16 protein-coding genes and 1 pseudogene are annotated in these 19283 nt (G+C 73.0%); 12 read left to right on the top strand and 5 right to left on the bottom strand.

Features of this window, described 5'->3' with window-relative positions; genetic code table 11:
• Positions 1-232: 232 nt before the first annotated feature.
• The 5 genes from B073_RS0108550 (at position 233) to B073_RS0108530 (ending at position 6506) form a co-directional block, all read left to right on the top strand.
• Positions 233-1405 (top strand): alpha-hydroxy-acid oxidizing protein, encoded by a 1173-nt coding sequence (locus B073_RS0108550; RefSeq protein WP_018537670.1) that lies wholly within the window; start codon positions 233-235, stop codon positions 1403-1405.
• Between the two features lie 113 nt (positions 1406-1518).
• Positions 1519-2997: a Y4yA family PLP-dependent enzyme gene (locus B073_RS0108545; protein ID WP_018537669.1), complete on the top strand. Its 1479-nt coding sequence runs from the start codon at positions 1519-1521 to the stop codon at positions 2995-2997.
• A complete protein-coding gene (locus tag B073_RS0108540; RefSeq protein WP_018537668.1) occupies positions 2994-4358 on the top strand; it encodes a pyridoxal-phosphate dependent enzyme in 1365 nt (454 codons plus the stop codon). Before B073_RS0108545 ends, B073_RS0108540 begins: the two co-directional genes overlap by 4 nt.
• A gap of 5 nt (positions 4359-4363) precedes the next feature.
• Positions 4364-5581 carry an aminotransferase class V-fold PLP-dependent enzyme gene (locus B073_RS0108535; RefSeq protein ID WP_018537667.1) on the top strand — a complete coding sequence of 406 codons (1218 nt, stop codon included), beginning with the start codon at positions 4364-4366 and terminating at the stop codon, positions 5579-5581.
• 163 nt (positions 5582-5744) lie between these two features.
• Positions 5745-6506: a class I SAM-dependent methyltransferase gene (locus B073_RS0108530; protein ID WP_018537666.1), complete on the top strand. Its 762-nt coding sequence runs from the start codon at positions 5745-5747 to the stop codon at positions 6504-6506.
• A 10-nt stretch (positions 6507-6516) separates the two neighbouring features.
• On the opposite strand, the gene B073_RS0108525 is transcribed toward B073_RS0108530, so the two are convergent.
• Positions 6517-7341 (bottom strand): hypothetical protein, encoded by an 825-nt coding sequence (locus B073_RS0108525; protein WP_018537665.1) that lies wholly within the window; start codon positions 7339-7341, stop codon positions 6517-6519.
• A gap of 312 nt (positions 7342-7653) precedes the next feature.
• Here B073_RS0108525 and B073_RS0108520 point away from each other — a divergent pair, with 312 nt between their 5' ends.
• The 4 genes from B073_RS0108520 to B073_RS0108505 all read left to right on the top strand — a co-directional run bounded on the left by B073_RS0108520 (position 7654) and on the right by B073_RS0108505 (position 12734).
• On the top strand, positions 7654-8859 hold the full coding sequence (locus B073_RS0108520; protein ID WP_018537664.1) for an EfeM/EfeO family lipoprotein: 1206 nt from the start codon (positions 7654-7656) through the stop codon (positions 8857-8859).
• Positions 8856-10202 (top strand): iron uptake transporter deferrochelatase/peroxidase subunit, encoded by a 1347-nt coding sequence (gene efeB / locus B073_RS0108515; protein ID WP_018537663.1) that lies wholly within the window; start codon positions 8856-8858, stop codon positions 10200-10202. Before B073_RS0108520 ends, efeB begins: the two co-directional genes overlap by 4 nt.
• 218 nt (positions 10203-10420) lie before the next feature.
• Positions 10421-12265, top strand: a complete 1845-nt coding sequence (locus tag B073_RS0108510) for a phospholipase C (RefSeq protein WP_018537662.1) — start codon at positions 10421-10423, stop codon at positions 12263-12265.
• Between the two features lie 187 nt (positions 12266-12452).
• A complete protein-coding gene (locus tag B073_RS0108505) occupies positions 12453-12734 on the top strand; it encodes a hypothetical protein (RefSeq protein WP_199788117.1) in 282 nt (93 codons plus the stop codon).
• Between the two features lie 126 nt (positions 12735-12860).
• On the opposite strand, the gene B073_RS0108500 is transcribed toward B073_RS0108505, so the two are convergent.
• A complete protein-coding gene (locus B073_RS0108500; protein WP_018537660.1) occupies positions 12861-13919 on the bottom strand; it encodes a PucR family transcriptional regulator in 1059 nt (352 codons plus the stop codon).
• Between the two features lie 107 nt (positions 13920-14026).
• Positions 14027-14197, bottom strand: a pseudogene (locus B073_RS43710) (GNAT family N-acetyltransferase); the annotation flags it as partial.
• Between the two features lie 119 nt (positions 14198-14316).
• Here B073_RS43710 and B073_RS0108490 point away from each other — a divergent pair.
• From B073_RS0108490 to B073_RS0108480, 3 genes are all read left to right on the top strand, one after another.
• Positions 14317-14934: a TetR/AcrR family transcriptional regulator gene (locus tag B073_RS0108490; RefSeq protein WP_234025024.1), complete on the top strand. Its 618-nt coding sequence runs from the start codon at positions 14317-14319 to the stop codon at positions 14932-14934.
• Between the two features lie 209 nt (positions 14935-15143).
• Positions 15144-15764, top strand: coding sequence for a VC0807 family protein (locus B073_RS0108485; RefSeq protein WP_018537657.1), 621 nt, complete (start codon positions 15144-15146; stop codon positions 15762-15764).
• Entirely contained in the window at positions 15761-16534 is a 774-nt protein-coding gene (locus B073_RS0108480) for an SDR family NAD(P)-dependent oxidoreductase (protein WP_018537656.1), read from the top strand. The genes B073_RS0108485 and B073_RS0108480 overlap by 4 nt, the downstream gene beginning before the upstream one ends.
• Before the next feature lie 534 nt (positions 16535-17068).
• On the opposite strand, the gene B073_RS0108475 is transcribed toward B073_RS0108480, so the two are convergent.
• Together B073_RS0108475 and B073_RS0108470 are read right to left on the bottom strand one after the other, a co-directional pair.
• Positions 17069-18562: a flotillin family protein gene (locus B073_RS0108475; protein WP_018537655.1), complete on the bottom strand. Its 1494-nt coding sequence runs from the start codon at positions 18560-18562 to the stop codon at positions 17069-17071.
• Positions 18563-18703: 141 nt separating this feature from the next.
• Positions 18704-19213 (bottom strand): hypothetical protein, encoded by a 510-nt coding sequence (locus B073_RS0108470; protein WP_018537654.1) that lies wholly within the window; start codon positions 19211-19213, stop codon positions 18704-18706.
• Positions 19214-19283 lie beyond the last annotated feature (70 nt).

Here is a 19283-nt window from a genome sequence, read left to right as displayed (position 1 = left end):
CCCTGACGGAGGGTCGCAAACGCCGCGTAGCGGGAGCGGTCGCCCGGAACCCCCGCTGCCCGGTCCGGCCGGTGGCCGGCCGCATCTTGGCGCGTCCGCCCATGTCGCCCGGCGCCGGAACGCGATAGGAATCCTTGGGAACCCGCGGAGATCCACCAGACGCGCCCTGACTCCGCGGGCCCGAGGAGCCGTGCGCACGCGCGGACCAGCGACAAGAACGGAGACGCAGCCGATGCCGTCCACGCCCCAGCACTTCGGCGACTTCCAGCAGCACATCTACGCCGGCGGCCTGCGCGGTGAACTGCCCGAGCTGCCGGTGACCTTCGCCGACCTGGAGGCGCGCGCCGAAGCGGTCCTCCCGGCGACCGTCTGGTCGTACGTCGCCGGCGGCGCGGGGGACGAGCACACCCAGCGGGCCAACGCCGCCGCCTTCGCACGCTGGGGGCTGATGCCGCGGATGATGGTCGGCGCCGCCCAACGGGACCTGTCGGTCCAGATGTTCGGCCGGACACTGCCGTCGCCGCTGATGATGGCGCCGGTCGGGGTGCTCGGCCTGTGCACCCGGGACGGACACGGCGATCTGGCCGCCGCGCGGGCCGCGGCCCGCACCGGCGTCCCGATGATCGCCTCGACCTTCTCCGCCGACCCGCTGGAGGCGGTCGCCGCCGAACTCGGCGACACCCCCGGCTACTTCCAGCTCTACACCCCGACCGACCGGGAACTCGCCGAGAGCCTGGTCCGCCGCGCCGAGGCGGCCGGCTTCCAGGGCATCGTCGTCACCCTGGACACCTGGACCCTCGGCTGGCGCCCCCGCGACCTCGCCCTGGCCAACTCCCCCCAGCTGCACGGCCACTGCCTGGCCAACTACACCTCCGACCCGGTCTTCCGCTCCCGGCTCCGCAAGCCGCCGGAGGAGGACCCGGCCGCCGCCGTCGCCCTCTACGCCAGTGTCTTCGACAACCCGCTGACCTGGGACGACCTGCCCTGGCTGCGGTCGCTGACCGAGCTGCCGCTGCTCCTCAAGGGCCTCTGCCACCCCGAGGACGTCCGCCGGGCCCGGGACGGCGGCGTGGACGGCGTCTACTGCTCCAACCACGGCGGCCGGCAGGCCAACGGCGGCCTGCCCGCGCTCGACGCGCTGCCCGGCGTGGTGTCCGCCGCCGACGGCCTGCCGGTGCTCTTCGACTCCGGGGTGCGCACCGGCACCGACGTGGTCAAGGCGCTCGCCCTCGGCGCCACCGCGGTCGGCGTCGGCCGCCCCTACGCCTACGGGCTGGCGCTCGGCGGCACCGACGGCGTGGCGCACGTACTGCGCTCGCTGCTGGCCGAGGCCGACCTGCTGATGGCCGTCGACGGCTACCCGACCCGGGACTCCCTCGTCCCGGACGCCCTGGTGCGCCTCTGACGCACCGCCGGCGGCGGGCGCGCGTAAAGGCCGCCGGGAGCGGGAAGTGGTTAACGGCGAACCGTGCGGGTCGCGTTCGCACTCACGTCGAAGGGGGTCTCTTGGCGGCTGCTGTGCCATCGTCTCCGGAGCCGCTGTCCCTGGCACCGCGCCTGGACGCGCGGCTCGCGTCGCTGCTGGGCACGGGAGCCCTCCTCCCGTCGCTCGTCGACGCCCTGGGCTCGCCGCTGAACGTGCTGCTGCCCGACCAGATCGCCGAGAACGCCGCGCGGTTCCGCGCCGCGTACGGCACCCACCGGCTCGGCGGCCGGGTCTTCTTCGCCCACAAGGCCAACCGCTCCAGCGCCCTGCTACGGCGGCTCGCGGCGACGGAGACGGCCGTCGACGTCGCCTCCCTGGGCGAACTGCAACACGCCCTCGGCGCCGGCTTCACCCCGGACCGGATCATGGCGACCGGCCCGAAGAGCCGCGAGTTCCTGTGGCTCGCCGCCCGGGTCGGGGCCACCGTCAACGCCGACTCCGCCGCCGAACTCGACGAACTGGCGGCCCTGATCCGCGCCCACCGACTCGCCCGCATACGCGTGTTGCTGCGGCTGTCCGCCTTCGACGGGCCGGGGGTCAGGGTGCTGACCCGGCCCAGCCGCTTCGGCACCCCGGCCGGGGAGCTGGACGCCCTGCTGAAGACCGTCGAGCGGCACGCCGACGTCCTGGAGCTGACCGGCGTCGGCTACCACCTCGACACCACCAGCCCCGAGGAGAAGGCCCGCGCCCTGGAGGGCTGCGTCCGGGCCATGGACGCCTGCCGCAGCCGGGGCCTGCGGCCGCGGGCGGTGGACATCGGCGGCGGCTTCGGCGTCAACTACCTCGCCCACGCGGAGGAATGGGAGCACTACACCTCCGAACTGGCCGCCGCCGTGCTCGGCCGCCGCCCCCCGCTCACCTGGCGCGGCCACGGCTACGGGCTCCGCAACGACGCCGGCACCCTGCGCGGTGCGCTCGGCCTCTACCCCGCCCACCGCCCGGTCGCCGGCGCCCGCTACCTCGACGAACTGCTGGCGCTGCCCGCCCCCTCGTTCGGCGGCCGCACCCTGGCGACCCTCCTGCTGGAGAACCTCTACGACCTCTACACCGAGCCGGGCCGGGCGCTGGTCGACCAGTGCGGCCTGGTGCTCGCCCGGGTGCTGGAGGTGCGCCGCACCGACAGCGGGGAGCCGCTGGTGCGGCTGGCGATGAAGGCCGACGACGCGGGGCTGGAGGAGCACGGGGTGCTGATGGACCCGGTCCTGCTCGGGCGGGACGGCACCCGCGCGGTCCCGGGCGACGGCCCGGCGGCGGGCGTCTACCTCGCGGGCAGCCTCTGCCTGGAGGCGGATCTGATCACCCGTCGGATGGTCTTCCTGCCCCGGCTGCCCCGCCCCGGTGAGCTGCTGGCGTTCGTCAACACCGCCGGCTACTGCATGGACTTCCAGACCAGCCGCGCGCAGCACCAGCCCGTCGCGCGCAAGGTCGCCGCCTGGCAGGAGGACGGTTCCTGGCGCTGGTGCCTCGACGAGCAGTACTGGCCGATCACACGTCCAGGGGGAGAGCCATGAGGTACGAGAGCATCACCGAGGCCATCGGGAACACCCCGCTGGTACGGATCGATCCGGCGGTGCACGGTCTGCGCCACATCGACCTGTACGCCAAGCTGGAACTGCTCAACCCCTTCGGGTCGGTGAAGGACCGGGCCGCCTGGAACATGGCCCGGCCGGGCCTGGCGGCCGCCGCCGAGCACGGCAGCCAGGTCGTGGAACTCTCCAGCGGCAACACCGCCAAGGCACTGGCGGTCATCGCGGGCATGCACGGGCTCCCGTTCAAGAGTGTGACGAACCGGATGCGCATCCCCGAGATCAAGGACCTGCTCCTGCTGCTGGGCGCCGACATCGAGGAACTCCCCGGCCAGAGCGAGTGCCTGGACCCGACCAACACCGAGGACCCGCTCACCCTCTTCCACCGCGAGCTGTCCGAGCCGGGCAGCAGCTACCTCCACACCGACCAGTACTTCAACCCCCGCAACACCGAGGCGCACGCCACCGGCACCGGTCCGGAGATCGTCAAGGACCTGGACGGGCGGGCCCCCGACTGGTTCGTCGCCTGTGTCGGCACGGCCGGTTCGTCCACCGGCGTGGCCCGGGTGCTGCGCGAGCACGACCCCCGGGTGCGGGTGGTCGGACTGGTCGCCGCCAAGTCCGACTTCATCCCCGGCATCCGCACCCTGGACGAGGTCCACGAGGTCGGCCTCTTCGACCCGGCGACCTACGACACGGTGGAGTCGGTCGGCTCCGACGAGGCCATCGAGGGCATGCTGACCCTGGCCCGGCGCTGCGGCATCCTGGCCGGACCGACCGGAGGCGCCGCCTACTACGGCACGGTGCGCCATCTTCGGTCCATAGATGAGGAGTTGACGTACAGTCAGTCCGTCGAGAGTGACGGGGAGACCGGGGACGCCGGGCCCCGCAGGTCGGCGGTGTTCATCGTCTGCGACCGGATCGAGAGCTATCTCAGCTACACCAAGCGCCGCCGCCCCGACCTGTTCCGTCAGCCGCCCCGCCGGAACGACCCCGCCGACCTGACGGACGCCGAGGTCGCCGCCGCCCCCGCCGTCGACGTCCCGGACGCCCGGAAGTGGATCGAGCGGGACCGGCCGCTCGTGGTCGACCTGCGCAGCCCGTTCGCGTACGCCGCGCTGCACATCGAGGGGGCGATCAACATCGTGGACCAGCTCTTCGACGAACTGGTCCGGGGCGGGCTGCCGTTCAGCACCCGGCAGCCGGTGCTGCTGGTCTGTCCCGTGGGCGAGCAGTCCGCCCGCTACGCCGCGCTGCTGACCCGGATGGGCCATCCCGAGGTCCGCAGCCTCAGCGGGGGCGTCATCGCCTGGCGGGACGCCGGCGCGCCGCTGGTCCGGGACTGACCGCGATGGCCCCGATCACCGCGCCCGGCCAGGCCGCCGCGCTCTTCGCGGAGCTGGGGCCGTGGCAGCGCGCACTGCGCGCCCAGTTCCCGATCGTCACGGCCAACCCGGAGCTGGCGTATCTGGACAGCGCCGCCACCGGACAGAAGCCGCGGGCCGTACTGGACGCCGTCCAGGACCAGTTGACCACCGCGCACGCCAACGCCGGCCGCGGCTCCTACCCCTGGGCCAACGCCTCCACCGCCCTGGTGGCCGGTGTCCGCGACCGGATCAGGACCTTCCTCGACGACCCGGAGCCGGAGCGCTCGGCGGTCCACTTCACCAGCGGGACGACCGAGGGCCTGCGGCTGGTCGCCCGGGACTGGCTGCCGGAACTCCTCACCGACGGGGACGAGATCGTGGTCCCGTTCGCCGACCACGAGGCCAATCTGGCCCCGTGGCTGGAGGCGCAGCGGCTGCTGGAGCGGCAGGGCGTGCGTATCCGGGTGCGCGAGATGCCGTACCAGGACTCGTCCGGCGACTACGACACCGCGGCACTGGCCCGGCTCGTCGGCCCGCGCACCCGGTTCGTGGCCGCCACCCACGTCCACCACGTCTACGGCGGCAACATGAACGTCCACCTCGTCCGACAGGCGGTGGGGCCCGACGTGCCGATCTGCCTGGACGCCGCGCAGAGCGTGGGCCATCTGCCGGTCTCGGTCGCCGAACTCGACGTGGACTTCGTGGCGTTCTCCGGCCACAAGGCGCTGGCGCTGCCCGGCTCCGGGGCGGTCTGGGCCCGCCAGGCGCGCGGCCCGGAGCTGCGGCCCGGCGGCTGGCGGGGCAGCCCCAACACCACCGGGATCGCCAGCCTTTCGGCCGCGCTGGACTGGCTGGAGGCCGCCGGCACCGAGCGGATCGGCCGCTGGACGGTCGCGCTGGCCGCCCGCCTGTCGGACGGGCTGCGCCGGCTCGACGCCTACGAGATCCTGGGCTGCCAGCGCAGCCTGGCCCTCGACGCGCGGGTCCAGCAGCGCTGCGGGATCGTCACCTTCCGCCACCGCGGCATCGGCGCGAGCGACCTCGGCTTCATCCTGTTCAGTCACGGCTTCATGGTGCGCACGGACGGCCACTGCCAGGCGGGTGCGGGGGAGCGGAGCAGTTCGGTGCGGGTCAGTCTGCACGTCTACAACACCCCCGAGGAGATCGATCGGTTGCTTGCCGTGCTCGCTTCCCTGACATGAGTGCCGTTCCGCGTCCGTTCCGTGCCGCGGTGTGCTCGTTCCCTGCCGGGTCGTGCCCCTCCGGAGTGAAAGGAGGGCCCTATGGGTAATGGAAACCGTTTCCACCTGTAGCCTCGTGGGCGACGTGCGGCACAGACGGAAACGGCAGGGGTGGTGCGACCAGATGGGGCTCAGCATGGCCGTCGCGGAGTGGTGGGTGGAGCGCTGGGAGCGGCAGCAGCGGCGCTATGCCGTCGACCGCGAGGAGCGGTTCACGGTGATCGCCGATGTCGTCGAGTATGTGACGGCCGGTCAGCGGCGGCCGCTGGTGGTCGATCTCGGCTGCGGCCCGGGCTCGCTCGCCGCCCGGCTCGCGGACCGGCTGCCGCGCGCCGAGGTCATCGGGGTGGACATGGACCCGCTGCTGCTCGAACTGGCCCGCACCCACCATGCGTCGGCCGCCCGCTATGTGGACGCGACGATCGGCGCGGACGGCTGGACCGAGGCGCTGGCGCTGGGCCGCCCGCTCGACGCCGCGGTCTCCACCACCGCGCTGCACTGCCTCCCCGAGTCGGTGCTGCGGCGCACCTACGCCCAACTCGCCGCGCTGCTGCGGCCCGGCGGCGTGCTCGTCAACGGCGACCACCTCCCGCAGCCCGGGGCCTTCCCCGGCGCGCTCGCCGCCCATGTCGGGCGCCGGCGCGCCGAGCGGCAGCGGGACGGCGACCACGAGGACTGGGAGTCCTGGTGGGCGGCGGTGGCGTCGGAGCCGGAGCTGGCCGAGCCGCTCGCCGAGCGCAGCCGCCGGCTCGGCGGCCCCGCCGTCTGCGCGGACAACGGCCTGTCCGTCGCCGACCACACCGCCCTGCTGCACACCACCGGCTTCGCGCAGGTCGTCCCGGTGTGGCAGTTCGGCGACAGCTGCGTACTGGTCGCGATCCGTTAGCCGCGCACCGTCAGCCGTCGGTCGGGTCGTCCCCGGGGGTGTCCTTGCCGGTCGTCGCGAGGTAGCCGATGAGCAGGGCGATGGGCACGGTCAGCGCGAGGGTGACCGGGCCGGTGCCCCAGTCGAGGCCGCCGCGGGTGGCCGGGACGCCCATCCAGTCGGCGAACGAGGCCCCGAGCGGCCGGGTCAGGATGTAGGCGCCCCAGAACGCGGCGACCGCGTTGAGCCCGAGGAACCGCCCCGCGAGCGGGGGCACCAGGATGAGCGCGCCGAAGACGAGGCCCGAGGTCAGATACCCCAGGCGCAGGGTGCCCGCGGTGAGGTCGCCGGCCGCGGTGCCCAGGGCGAAGGTGGTGAGCACCGTGGCCCAGTAGAAGGTCTCCCGGCGGCGGGTGCGGACGGTGTGCAGGGAGAGCGTGCCCTCGGAGACGTACCAGGCGATCAGGACGGCGGCCAGTGCCACTGCGAAGGCGACGGTGGAGACCACGTAGGGGACCCCGACGATGACGTGGACGACGTCGGCGGCCATCGTCCCGAAGACGCTCACCATGACGATCGCCGACCAGTAGATCCCGGCCCGGTAGCGGGGCGAACGGAACTGTGCCGTCAGCAGGATCGCGAACCCGGCGAATCCCAGGGCGCCCGCGGGTATCGGCCCCAGCGTCCGGCCCAGGTAGTCCGAGGCGGTCTCGCCCATGCCGGTGGTGAGGATCTTCACCACCCAGAACAGCGCCGTGACCTGGGGCACCTTGCTCCGGGCCGGAGCGGCGCCGGGATGCCGCTCCCGGGCCCGGGGTGCCGCCACCGCCGTGCTGTCCGGCTGTCCGATCGACATGTTCCGCCCTTCCGGCGCACGATGGCGCTCGCTCGTTGCCCAGGTGACCCACGTGGTGAACCCACGAATGTCTACAGGACTGTAGACGGTCATTGCGGGCCGGAGGTTCACCCCTCCCGGTCGCGGATCTCGGAGGGTGGCCGGGCCGGCCGCGGCCGCCGCCCGACGGGACGGTGAAGGCACGGGAAACTCTTGGTATCCAGGCCGCCGGAAGGATGTTCGGGGGCGCGGGGTCTGCCTAGCATGTGCGGCGGGAGGGGCCGCGGGTCCTTCCCGCCTGCCACCACCGTTCCATGCGCCCCAGGAGGACCCGTGCCACGAGCCGGCCTGCAAAGGCTGCGGTCGCCGCGCGTCTGGGGTCCCGGCGGCGCCGTGTTCGCGGCCGGAGCCGTCGCCGCGGTCGCGCTGACCGCCGGCGCCGGACCCGATTCCGACGCCACCGCGGACGGCCTCCCGCACACCACCGTCGAGATCTCCCCGGGTGCCTGCGGCCGCGGCTGGCAGCACCCGCGCGCCGGCCTCCAGGTCTTCGACCTCCGCAACAGCTCCAGCGGCCCCGCCGAGGTCTCTCTCCGCGGCGCCGGCGGCGGACCGGTCTACGGTGAGGTGGAGGGCATCGGCCCCGGCACCACCCGCCAGTTGCGGGTCCGCCTCGGCCCCGGCGCGTACGCCTTCACCTGCCTGCCCGACGACGCCGACGCGACCACCGGGCCCACCGTCCGCATCGCCGGCGGCGGCCGCGGCGGACCGGCCGCCGCGCCGATCACCCAGCACGACCTGATCGGCCCGGCGATCGACTACCAGAAGTGGGTCGCCGGCGGCCTCGACGACCTCGTCCGCCGGACCGACGCCCTGCGCGCGGACATCGCCGACGGCGACCTCTCCGCCGCCCGCGACGCCTGGCTGCCCGCCCATCTGACCTACGAGCGACTGGGCGCCGCCTACGGCGAGTTCGGCGACGCGGACCAGAAGATCAACGGGACCACGGCCGGGCTCGCGGGCGGCGTCCACGACCCCGGGTTCACCGGTTTCCACCGCGTCGAGTACGGCCTGTGGCACGACGAGTCCGCGGCCGCGCTGCGCGCCCCGGCCGGCGCGCTCGCCGCGGCGGTGCACGCCCTGCGCGACGCATGGGCCCAGGCCCGGATGGACCCGGCGGCGCTCGGCCTGCGGGCGCACGAGATCCTGGAGAACACCGCGCAGTTCGAGCTGACCGGCCGCACCGACTACGGCAGCGGCAGCAACCTCGCCACCGCCCGCGCCAACCTCGACGGCACCCGCGCGGTACTCGCCCGCCTGCGCCCCCTGCTCGCCACCCGCTACCCCGAACTCCCGCGGCTCGACAGCGCGTTGGATCGTACCGGGACACTCCTCGACGGCTTCCGGCGGAACGGCCGCTGGACCCCGCTCGACGCCCTGAGCCGCACCGAACGGGAGCGGACCGACGCGGCGGTGGGCGACCTGGTGGAGCGGCTGGCCTCGGTGGCCACCCTGTGCGATCCGCGGAGGACGGTGTGAACGACGCCATGCACGGCGGCAGCGGCAAGGGCAGCGGCAGGGGAAGGGGCAGCGGCGGTGCGGGCGCCGAGGGCACCCGGCGGAGCGGCGTCGCCCGGCGCGGTTTCCTGCGCGGCGCGGCACTGGCCGGCGCCGGCGGACTGGTGGCCGGCGGAGCCGCCCCCCTCCGGACCCCCTACGCCGACGGCACCGGCCGGCAACCCCCGGCGCCCGGCACCGGCCCGCTCGACGCCCCCGCGCCCGCGGTGCCCTTCCACGGCCCGCACCAGGCCGCCGTCCTCACCGCGCCCCGCCGGGTCACCGCGTTCGTCGCGTGCGACATCACCGCCGAGGGCCGCCAGGACCTCGCCGACCTGCTGCGCACCCTCACCGAACGGGCCCGCTTCCTCACCGGCGGCGGCGTCCCCGACCCGCTCGGCATCACCGGCCCGCCCGCCGACTCCGGCATCCTCGGCCCCCAACTCCCGCCCGGCGCCCTGTCGGTCACCGTCGGCGTCGGCGCGGCGCTCTTCGACGACCGGTTCGGGCTGCGCGCCCGCGCGCCCCGCCGCCTGACCACCATGCCCGCCTTCCCCGACGACGACCTCCAGGCCGACTGGTGCCACGGTGACCTGAGCCTCCAACTCTGCGCCGACGACACCGACACCGTGCTGCACGCGCTGCGCGACCTCACCCGCCACACCCGCGGCGGGTTGCAGGTCCGCTGGCGGCTGGACGGCTTCGCCAGCCCGCCGCGCCCCACCGGCACCCCCCGCAACCTCTTCGGCTTCAAGGACGGCACCGCCAACCCCGACCCCGGCTCGGCCCGCGAGATGCGGGACCTGGTCTGGGTCGGCAGGGGCGCGGGCGAACCGGACTGGGCGGTCGGCGGCAGCTACCAGGTCGTCCGGCTGATCCGGATGCTGGTGGAGTTCTGGGACCGGGTCTCACTGACCGAGCAGGAGCGGATGTTCGGCCGCGCCCGGGAGACCGGCGCCCCGCTCGACGGCAACGACGAGCACGACACCCCCGTCTACCCCGACGACCCCAAGGGCGATGTCATCCCCCTGGACAGCCACATCCGCAAGGCCAATCCGCGCACCCCGGACACCGCCGACCAGCGCCTGCTGCGCCGCGCCTACAACTACGACCGCGGTATGGACGCCAACGGCAACCTCGACATGGGCCTGCTCTTCTGCTGCTACCAGCAGGACCTGGCCCGGCAGTTCGAGACCGTCCAGCGCCGGCTGGCGGGCGAGCCGCTGACCGACTACGTCAAACCCTTCGGCGGCGGCTACTTCTTCGCGCTGCCGGGCGTACGGGACCGCTCCGACTGGTACGGCCGGGCCCTCCTGGCGCGGTAGAGCGGCCCCGCCGCCTGACAGGCCACCGGCTCCTCGCGTACAACGGAAGGACACCAGGCCGCCGTCGGCCCCAAGAGTCAACAGGCGGTCAAGCTTTGCCCTGGGATACCTGACCCGGTGTTCACCTACGCGCCATCATGGCTCTGCCCCGCCGCCGTCCGTCCGGCAGAGCATCCGGCCGTACGGAGCAACCGACCCGCCCGGAGGATGAGAACCAGATGGCCAACAGGGGAAAGACCCACGTGATACGGACCTTGGGGGCCGTCACCGGAGCCGTTGCGCTTGCCGCACTGGGCGGCGGCGCACCCGCTCTGGCCGCCGGCGGGCCGCAGGCCGGCCACTCGGGCACGGCCACCCCGGTCAAGCACGTGGTCGTCATCTTCGACGAGAACATCTCGTTCGACCACTACTTCGCCACCTACCCCAAGGCCGCGAACACCGACGGGACGAAGTTCACCCCGTCCCCGAAGACCCCGCGCGACATCGACAACCTGCGCACGGCCGGGTTGCTCAAGCACAACCCGAACCAGTACCTCCCCAAGCGGCTCACCCCGCAGCAGGCCATGACCTGCGACCAGAACCACGAGTACGGCCCCGAGCAGTACGCCTACAACGCCGGCAAGGCCGACAAGTTCGTCCAGAACACCGACTCCGGCAAGTGCTCCGGCGGCCTCTTCGGCGAGCCCGGCCTGGTGATGGACTACTACGACGGCAACACCGTCACCGGCCTGTGGAACTACGCCCAGCACTACGCCCTCAACGACCGCTCCTTCGGCTCGGTGTACGGCCCCTCCAGCCCGGGCGCGATCAACCTGGCCTCCGGCCAGACCCACGGCGTGATCTCCACCGACCCCGCCTCGGGCACCGAGAACCCCAAGCAGACCGACAAGCCGGACACCTCCGTCGTCCAGTCGCCCGACGCCAAGGGCGTCGGCACGATGATCAGCGACCCGGACCCGGCGTACGACGACTGCTCCAACAAGGACCACAGCGGCAAGAGCGCGCTCGCCGCGATGCAGGGCCGCAACATCGGCGACCTGCTCAACACCCGCAACGTCAGCTGGGGCTGGTTCCAGGGCGGCTTCCGGCCGAGCACCGCCTGGGACGGGAAGCAGGGCCACTACGCCCAGTGCCGCGGCACCACGCACGCCAACGTCGGCGGCGCGTCGGTCGTCGACTACAACCCGCACCACGCCCCGTTCCAGTACTACAAGTCCACGGCCAACCCGCACCACCTGCCGCCCAAGAGCGTCGACGAGATCGGCCACGCCGGCCAGGCCAACCACAACTACGACCTGACCGACTTCGACGCCGCACTGCGCGCCGGCAAGCTGCCCGCCGTCAGCTTCCTGAAGGCCCCCGCCTACCAGGACGGCCACGCCGGCAACTCCGACCCGATCGACGAACAGCACTTCCTCGTCGAGCAGATCAACCGCATCCAGCAGGCGCCCCAGTGGAAGGACACCGCCGTCGTCGTCGCTTACGACGACTCCGACGGCTGGTACGACCACGCCTACGCCAAGCCGCGCAACGGCTCCAAGGACACCGCCGCCGGCTCCGACGGCAAGTCCACCGACGGCCCCGCCTGCCAGTCCGGCCCCGCGGCCGCCGGCGGCTACCAGGACCGCTGCGGTCCGGGCACCCGTCAGCCGCTGCTGGTCATCTCCCCGTACAGCAGGACCAACCACATCGACCACACCGCCACCGAGCAGACCTCGGTGATCAAGTTCGTCGAGGACAACTGGCACCTCGGCCGGATCGGTGACGCCTCCTTCGACGCCCGGGCCGGCTCGCTGCGCGGGATGTTCGACTTCCGGCACCCCAACAACAAGCAGGTGCTGCTGAACGCCGACGGCTCGGTCAAGTCCGTCGGCCCGATCCGCCCGGTCGCGCCGGTCCGGACCAGCATCACCCCGGGCCCCGCGATGGAGAACACCGCCGCCGTCGACGACGGCTCGGGCTTCCCCGTCCTGCCCGTCGGCATCGCGGCGGCCGCCGTCGCGGCCGGCGCCACCGGCACCTTCTTCGCCCTCCGGCGCCGCAAGGAGCAGGGCACGGCCTGAACCGGCCGAACCACCCTGGTCCCGCGCCCACCGCGCCCGGCCGGACCACCGCGCACCGCGGCGGCCCGGCCGGGCGCGGCCCTGTCCGGGCCGCTCCGCGCACGCCACCCCGCGGTGCCCCGCCACCGGACGTCCCGGGTAGGGTCGCGCGGTCGAGGGAGGAACCGGACGGAGCGTGGAGCGTGATGTGGTGATCTGGATAGGTTCGGCCGGTCTGGTCGTGGCGGCGTGCTGTGCGTTCCTGGCGCGTGCGGCCCACGCCCGGGCCCGCGCGATGGAACGCACCGAAACCCTCCCCGTCCAGGAACTCCGGGCGCTGCACGAGGCGGCCGCGGCGGCCGCCGGCCCGGGCCACTTCCGCTACCGCTGCGAGGTGGTCGGTCAGGCCCGCCCGCACCGGGACGGCGCGCTCCCCGGCCTCGCCGCCCTGGCCGGCGTGGCCCTCCTCGTCCTCGGCCTCCTCCACTGACCTCGGCGGCCCACCGCTCCTTCAGCCGCCTGCCGCTCACCACTCCTGTGCGGGTCACAACTCCTGTGCGGGTCACAACTCCTGTGCGGGTCACAACTCCTGTGCCGGTCACAACTCCTGTGCGGGTCACAACTCCTGTGCGGGCCAGTCCAGCAGCCGGGCGCCGATCACGGCGGTGTGCAGCGTGTACCGGTGCACCGGATCGGCCGGATCGGCGCCGGTGAGCTGGTGCACCCGCGCCAGCCGGTAGGTCAGCGCCCGGACGCTCAGCGACAGCCGCCGGGCCGCCTCCGCCGCCACACAGCCCGCGTCGAAGTACACCGCCAGCGTCTCCAGCAGCGGTCCGGCCCCGCCCCGGGCCTCCCGCAGCGGCCCCAGCGTGCTGCGCACCAGATCGGCCATCGCCTGCCGGTCCCGGGTCAGCACGGGATAGACCAGCAGGTCGGCGGCGTGCAGCACGGGCCCGGCCAGCCCCATCCGCTCGGCCAGCTCCAACGCGTTCAGCGCCTCCTCGTAGGACTGGACGATGCCCCCGGCCCCACCGTGCGTCCGGCCCACCGCCACCCGGCCGCCGGTCGCGGTGTGCGCCTCCCGCGCGAAGTACGCCAGCACCTCCGCCGGACCGCCCGGGGCGATGCAGATCAGCCGGCCCTCCTTCGTGGTCAGCAGCATCTGCCGGTCCCCGAACCGCCCCACCAGCGCCTGCTGCACCCGCCGGGCCACCGGATCGGCCTCCGCGTACGCCACCGGCCCCTCGGCCACCGCGACCGCGTACGCATGGGACAGCCGCAGCCCGAAGCGTTCCGCCCGCTCCGCCAGCCGGCCCAGGTCACTGCCCCCGTACAGCAAGTCGTCGATGAACTCCCGGCGCGCGGCCTCCTCCTGCCGCACCGCGAGGTGCTGGGCCCGTTCGTAGCCGCCGGCCAGCGCGTCCACCGCCTGGGACAGCGCCGCCAGCACACTGTCGGCCGGCGCCGAGGCGGACCGCGGCCAGGACTCCCGGGTGACCGTGAGATGCGCGTTGACCAGGGCCCGCAGACTGTGCCCCGCCTCGGCGGCCCGTTCCCCCGCGTCGCGCCGGGCCCGGAGCTCCGCACGACTGAGTCGCCGCCCGGTGTGCGCGACATCTGCGAGGACCCCCGCATACCCGGCCACGAATTCCTCGGGCAGCTCCCGCCCCGTCACGCTTCCCCACTCCTCGGTGTGTCCCTCTTGACTTCCTCTTGACGCTTTCTTAACACACGAGGGGCGCGCCAGGCATGGCAAGGCACCAGCACAGGCACCGACAGGTGTCAGTCCCAGGTCATGTTGATCTCGCGTTGGAAGTTGACGTATCCGGCGCGTTGGAAGGCGTTCGCCATGGGGACGTTGCCGAGGTCGGTGGAGGCCCGTATGCGGGACACGTCCACTGCGGCGAGCACGCGGGTGCCCTCGGTGAGGAGGGCGTCGATATAGCCGTTGCCCGGGGCCGGGGAGTGATTTACGGCCGGTAGGAGCGCGGCGGCTGGAGACCGGAGCCGGTGGGTGGAATTGATTCGGTCGAGGTGATATTTATCTGCATAGATAAAATCTCTTCCGGGGGGTGAGGATCACGATGCAGACGGAGCGGACGTTCACCAATGCGGCGCGCAGGGCCCAGATCGTGGCGGCGGCGATCGAGACGATCGCCGAACTCGGCTACGCCAAGGCGTCGTTCGCCAGGATTACCGAGCGGGCCGGGCTGAGCAGCCCGCGCATGATCTCGTACCACTTCGCCGACAAGGACGATCTGATGCACCAGATCGTGCGGGAGGTGTTCACGGCCGGGGCGGAGTTCATCGGTGCCCGCATGGCGGCCGAGGAGACGATGGCCGGCCGACTGCGTGCCTACGTGGCGGCCAACCTGCAGTTCCTGCGCGAACATCCGCAGGAGATGGCGGCGCTCACCGAGATCGGACCGCATGTGCGGGACACCGGCGGACAGCCGTACACGTCGCAGAGCACCCAGGAACCGAGCGTGCGGGGGCTGGAGGAGTTGCTGTCGGCAGGGCAACGCAGCGGGGAGTTCCGGGACTTCGACGTCCGCTCCATGGCCGTGATGATCCGCGGTGCCGTCGACGCCGCCGCCCAACGGCTGCGCGGCGAGCCGGGCCTGGACTTCGACGCCTATGCCCGCGAGGTGGCCACCGCGTTCACGCTGGCCACCCGGTCCTCCGGATGAGTCCCGAACGCAGAGCCCCGAGCCCCGAGCCCCTCATCCGTCGGACATCCCCCAACGGCCAACACACTCAGGAAGGTTGTGCGGTGACAGTCGGTTCAGACGGATCGCAGAGTTCAGACAGGTCAGTGAGTTCAGACAGGTCAGCGAGTTCAGACAGGTCACAGACCGCCGGCAGCGGTGCCGGCTTACGTCGGGTACTGCTGGTCCATGTGGTCGTTCCGCTCGCGCTCTTCTACGGTCTGCGCTGGCTGGGAGCGAACCAGTTCCTCGCGCTGCTGGCAGGTGCCTTGATCCCGGTGGCCGGTGCCGTCCGCGGCCTCGTCGCCGAACGCCGGATCGGCGGGTTGCAGCTCTTCATGCTCGGCACGATGGGGCTGACCGTCGCGATGTCGTTCGTCACCGGCAGCCCGCGGCTGCTGCTGATCCGCAACGGCTGGGGCATGGCCGCGATCGGCGTGTGGATGCTGTGCACCTTGCCGTTCCGGAGGCCGTTCCTCTACGAGGCGACCAGGATCGTCGTGGACGAGGACAGGCAACGGACGCTGGCGGCCAACTGGGAGCGCCATCCGGCGTTCCGCAGGATGCTATGGATCTGCAGCGCGTTCTGGGGTGCTGCCTGTCTGGTCGACAGCGCGGCGCGGGTCGTGATGGCGATGAGTCTGCCGGTGGACCTGGTGCCGGTTCTCGACGATGTAGTGCTGGGCGTGACGGTGCTGGCGATCCTGGCCTTTCAGCGGTTCTTCGGGCGCGCGTATCTGCGCCGCAACGGGCTGCGCAGCCGCGGCCTGGAGGTCACACCGCTGGCCGCCACCACGGGGTCGTCGGCATGACGGGACGTCAGTTCGGCGGCGAGGTCGTGCTGATCACCGGTGGCGCCTCGGGTATCGGGGCCGCCACCGCCCGACGGCTGGCCGGTCACGGGCGGCGGGTGGCCGTCGCGGACGTCGACACCCGCGGTGCCACGGCCGTCGCCGAGGAGTGCGGTGGGCTCTTCGTCCGCACCGACGTCGCCTCGGCCGACGACAACGAGCGCGCGGTGGCGCGCACCGTCGAGGAGTTCGGCCGACTGGACGCGGTCGTGCTCAACGCCGCGATCCCGGGCCGCTGCGGACTGGACGACTTCACACCGCAGCGCTACCGGGACACCCTGCGCACCGATCTGGACGGCGTCGCGTACGGCCTGCACGCCGCTCTGCCCAGGCTGCGCCGGCAGGGCGGCGGGCACCTGGTCGTCACCGGCAGCCTCGCGGGGCTGACCGGCTCGCCCGACGTCTTCTACGCCACCGCCAAACACGCCCTGGTCGGGCTGGTCCGCTCGGCCGCGCCGCTGCTGCGACGCGACCGCATCCGCCTCAACGTGGTCTGTCCCGGACTGGTGGACACCCCCGCCTTCACCTCCAGGCGCACCGCCCTGCTCTCCCACGGGCTGCTGCTCGCCGCTCCCGACGAGGTCGCCGCCGCCATCGAGACCGTCCTCGCCGACGAGCGCACCGGCCATGCCTGGGCCGTCCAGGCAGGCCGACCCGCCACGCCCGTCGAATGGCCCGAGATCCCACTCGTGTCCCGAGGCGCGGCGGCCGGCCGCGGTGGCACCCCATAGCGCCCGGTCACCTCTCCGTACGGGACGCACTTCAGGCCATCCGTTGCGACCAGTCGAGCAGTCGGGAGGAGAACTCCGGCAGGGCGGTGAGGCGGTGGGTGACGCGCTGCTCGGCCGTCTGCAGGTCGAGGGAGCCGGCGGCTCGCCGTCGAGCCAGACATGTGCGCGGACCAGGCCGTGCCCGTCGCCGAGGTCCGCCACAAACCCCCAGGCCGGATCGGTGGGTACGACGGGCACGGGCACCGGGATGCCGGCGGCGCCGACCCGGCGTTCGAAGTCCATCGCGCGTTCCAGTTGCGTGCGCCAGTCACCGATGACCAGGCGTTTGACGAAGTAGCGGCCCCGGTGAGTGTCCAGACGCCAGGTCTCACTACTGCCGTAGCGGATCGGGACCAGGGGACCGATGGGATCGGGAAGTTGGGGGGAAGGCGGCACAGAGTCCGGGCTCCCCTCGCCCGGCGCCTCCGTGACACCACCCCCCTCGATCCTCAACTTCCTTACGAAGGCGGCCAGTCGGCCAGTCGGCCAGTCGGTTCAGTCGGTGACGTCAATCCGGCCGTTGGCCGCCGCCGGTGACCCCGGCGCCGACGCCGACACCGGGACCGCTACCGAGCCCGCATCCGAGCCGGCACCCGCGCCCGACCCCGCTGTCCCCTTCGCGTCGCCGCCGGTCACCCGCTTCAGGAGGCCGGCCAGATCGACCCCGGAGACCGATCCGAGGAGTTCCACCCCTTGGGCGACGTTGTTGGCGACCGTACGGGGCAGCTGTCCCGCACCGTCGGTGGAGATCACGGTCAGCTTGTCCACGGCGCCCAGCGGTTCGGATGCCTTGGCGACGACCTGCGGGAGGATCTCGACCAGCATCTGGAGCACGGCCGCATCGCCGTAGCGGGCGAAGGCGTCGGCTTTCTTGTGCATCGCGGCGGCCTCCGCGGTGCCCTTGGAGGCGAGTGCGGCGGCCTCCGACTCGCCCTCCAGTCGCACGGCCTCGGCGAGTGCGGCCCGGCGGAGCTTCTCGCCCTCACCGGTCAGCCGGGCCCGTTCGGCGGCCGCCTCGGCCTCCTTGACCTGGGCGATCCGACGGGCCTCGGCCTCCTGCTCGGCCTGGTAGCGGGCGGCGTCCGCGGGCTTGCGGACCTTGGTGTCCAACTCCCGGTCGGTGAGCGCCGCCTGCCGCTCGGCGACCTTCTCCTGCTCGGAGAGCACCTCCTGCCGGCGTGCGGCCTCGGCGAGCGGACCCGCGGCGTTCGCCTTGGCGGACGCGGCCTCGGTCTCGACGCGGATCTCGGCCTGCCTGAGGTAGAGCGTCCGCTCCGCGACCGCGATCTCCTCGGCGGCCTTCAGCCGGGCCTGCTCCGAGACCCGCTTGGCGTTCGCCTCCGCGATGTCCGCCTCCTGGCGGGCCCGCGCGGCCTCCGGCCGGCCCAGGTCCTCCAGGTACGAGCCCTCGGTGGTGATGTCCTGGATCTGGAACGCGTCCAGGATCAGGCCCTGCCCGGACAGGCTGGCCTCCGCCTCCTCGGCGACCTGGCCGGCGAACGCGGCCCGGTCGCGGATGATGTCCTCGACCGCCATCCGGCCGACGATCGCCCGCAGTGCGCCCGACAGCACCTCCTGGGTGAACCCGACGATGCCGTCCTGCTGTTGGAGGAAGCGCTGCGCCGCGGCCCGTATGGCGTCCTCGCTGCCGCCGACCTTCACGATCGCGACGCCGTCGAGGTTGGCCTTCACCCCGCGCAGGGTCACCGCGCCGCGCACCGCCACCGGCAGATGCCGGCTGGACAGGTCCAGGGAGAAGCGCTGTTGGACGAACGGGATCACGAAGACGCCGCCCCCGACGACGACTTTCTGCCCGCTGTTGTCGACGCTGACCCGGCCGGTCTCCGGGTCGGTGGACTTCTGGCCGCGGCGGCCGGTGATGATGAACGCCTCGTTGGGCCCGGCGACCTTGTAGCGCGTGATCACCACCAGGGCGAGCAGCACGACGAGGACGACGGCGCCTACGACGGCGACAATGACTGAACTCATAACAAATCCCCCCTGCCTTCCTGGGGGTAGGCAGCTCAAGGTGATGGTGTGGGTGATCGGCCCGGCGGCGGGGCGCGCCGGGTCCGGGAGTACGGGGGCGGGTGCGGGCCCGTATCGGTGGACGGGCCCGGCCGCCCCCGTTCAGCGTTCGACGGGACGGACCGCCACCGAGGTGGACGAGAGCGAGGACTCGACCCAGACCTCGGCACCCCGGGCCACCGGGACCGCGCTCCTGGCCGCCAGCTTCACGGGGTGCCCGGCCTGCCGCAGCAGCACCTCGCCGTAACCGTCGGCGGGGATCGCGGTGACCACCGATCCGGCGGTGCCCACCAGGTCTTCGCGGCGCGGTGCCGGGGCGCTCCGGTCGCGCATCAGCGCCCGGCTGAAACGCCAGGTGGCGCCCCCGGCCGCGGCGCCCGCGGCCAGCCCGGCGACGACGGCCGGCCCGAGGCCGAGCCCGGTGCCGCCCCACACGATCGCGCCGGCGAACCCGAACATCGACAGGAACCCGGCGATGACCGGCAGGGACAACAGTCCGTCGAAGAGCCCGTCCAGCACCCCGCCGAACAGCCCCTCCAGCACTCCGTCGAAGATCAGCGACAGTACGAGAACGGCGATCCCGCCGATGCCGAGACCAAGAAACCAGGCCATGCGCAGCCCTCCCGCACTCGCTCATTCCGCTCGAACGAGGACGATCGTCACATGCGGTCGGGCCGCCGCA

Source organism: Streptomyces sp. MspMP-M5 (assembly GCF_000373585.1).
Classification (GTDB): domain Bacteria; phylum Actinomycetota; class Actinomycetes; order Streptomycetales; family Streptomycetaceae; genus Streptomyces.
Note: the sequence above shows the minus strand (reverse complement) of the source record. Positions and strands in the feature narration are given on the sequence as shown.

What these genes read in the sequence shown, in the direction of transcription:
- B073_RS0108550 (WP_018537670.1), top strand. Translation starts at nt 233, where the DNA reads ATGCCGTCCACGCCCCAGCACTTCGGCGACTTCCAGCAGCACATCTAC.
- B073_RS0108540 (WP_018537668.1), top strand. Translation starts at nt 2,994, where the DNA reads ATGAGGTACGAGAGCATCACCGAGGCCATCGGGAACACCCCGCTGGTA.
- B073_RS0108535 (WP_018537667.1), top strand. Translation starts at nt 4,364, where the DNA reads ATGGCCCCGATCACCGCGCCCGGCCAGGCCGCCGCGCTCTTCGCGGAG.
- B073_RS0108530 (WP_018537666.1), top strand. Translation starts at nt 5,745, where the DNA reads ATGGGGCTCAGCATGGCCGTCGCGGAGTGGTGGGTGGAGCGCTGGGAG.
- B073_RS0108525 (WP_018537665.1), bottom strand. Translation starts at nt 7,341, where the DNA reads ATGTCGATCGGACAGCCGGACAGCACGGCGGTGGCGGCACCCCGGGCC.
- B073_RS0108510 (WP_018537662.1), top strand. Translation starts at nt 10,421, where the DNA reads ATGGCCAACAGGGGAAAGACCCACGTGATACGGACCTTGGGGGCCGTC.
- B073_RS0108480 (WP_018537656.1), top strand. Translation starts at nt 15,761, where the DNA reads ATGACGGGACGTCAGTTCGGCGGCGAGGTCGTGCTGATCACCGGTGGC.
- B073_RS0108475 (WP_018537655.1), bottom strand. Translation starts at nt 18,562, where the DNA reads ATGAGTTCAGTCATTGTCGCCGTCGTAGGCGCCGTCGTCCTCGTCGTG.
- B073_RS0108470 (WP_018537654.1), bottom strand. Translation starts at nt 19,213, where the DNA reads ATGGCCTGGTTTCTTGGTCTCGGCATCGGCGGGATCGCCGTTCTCGTA.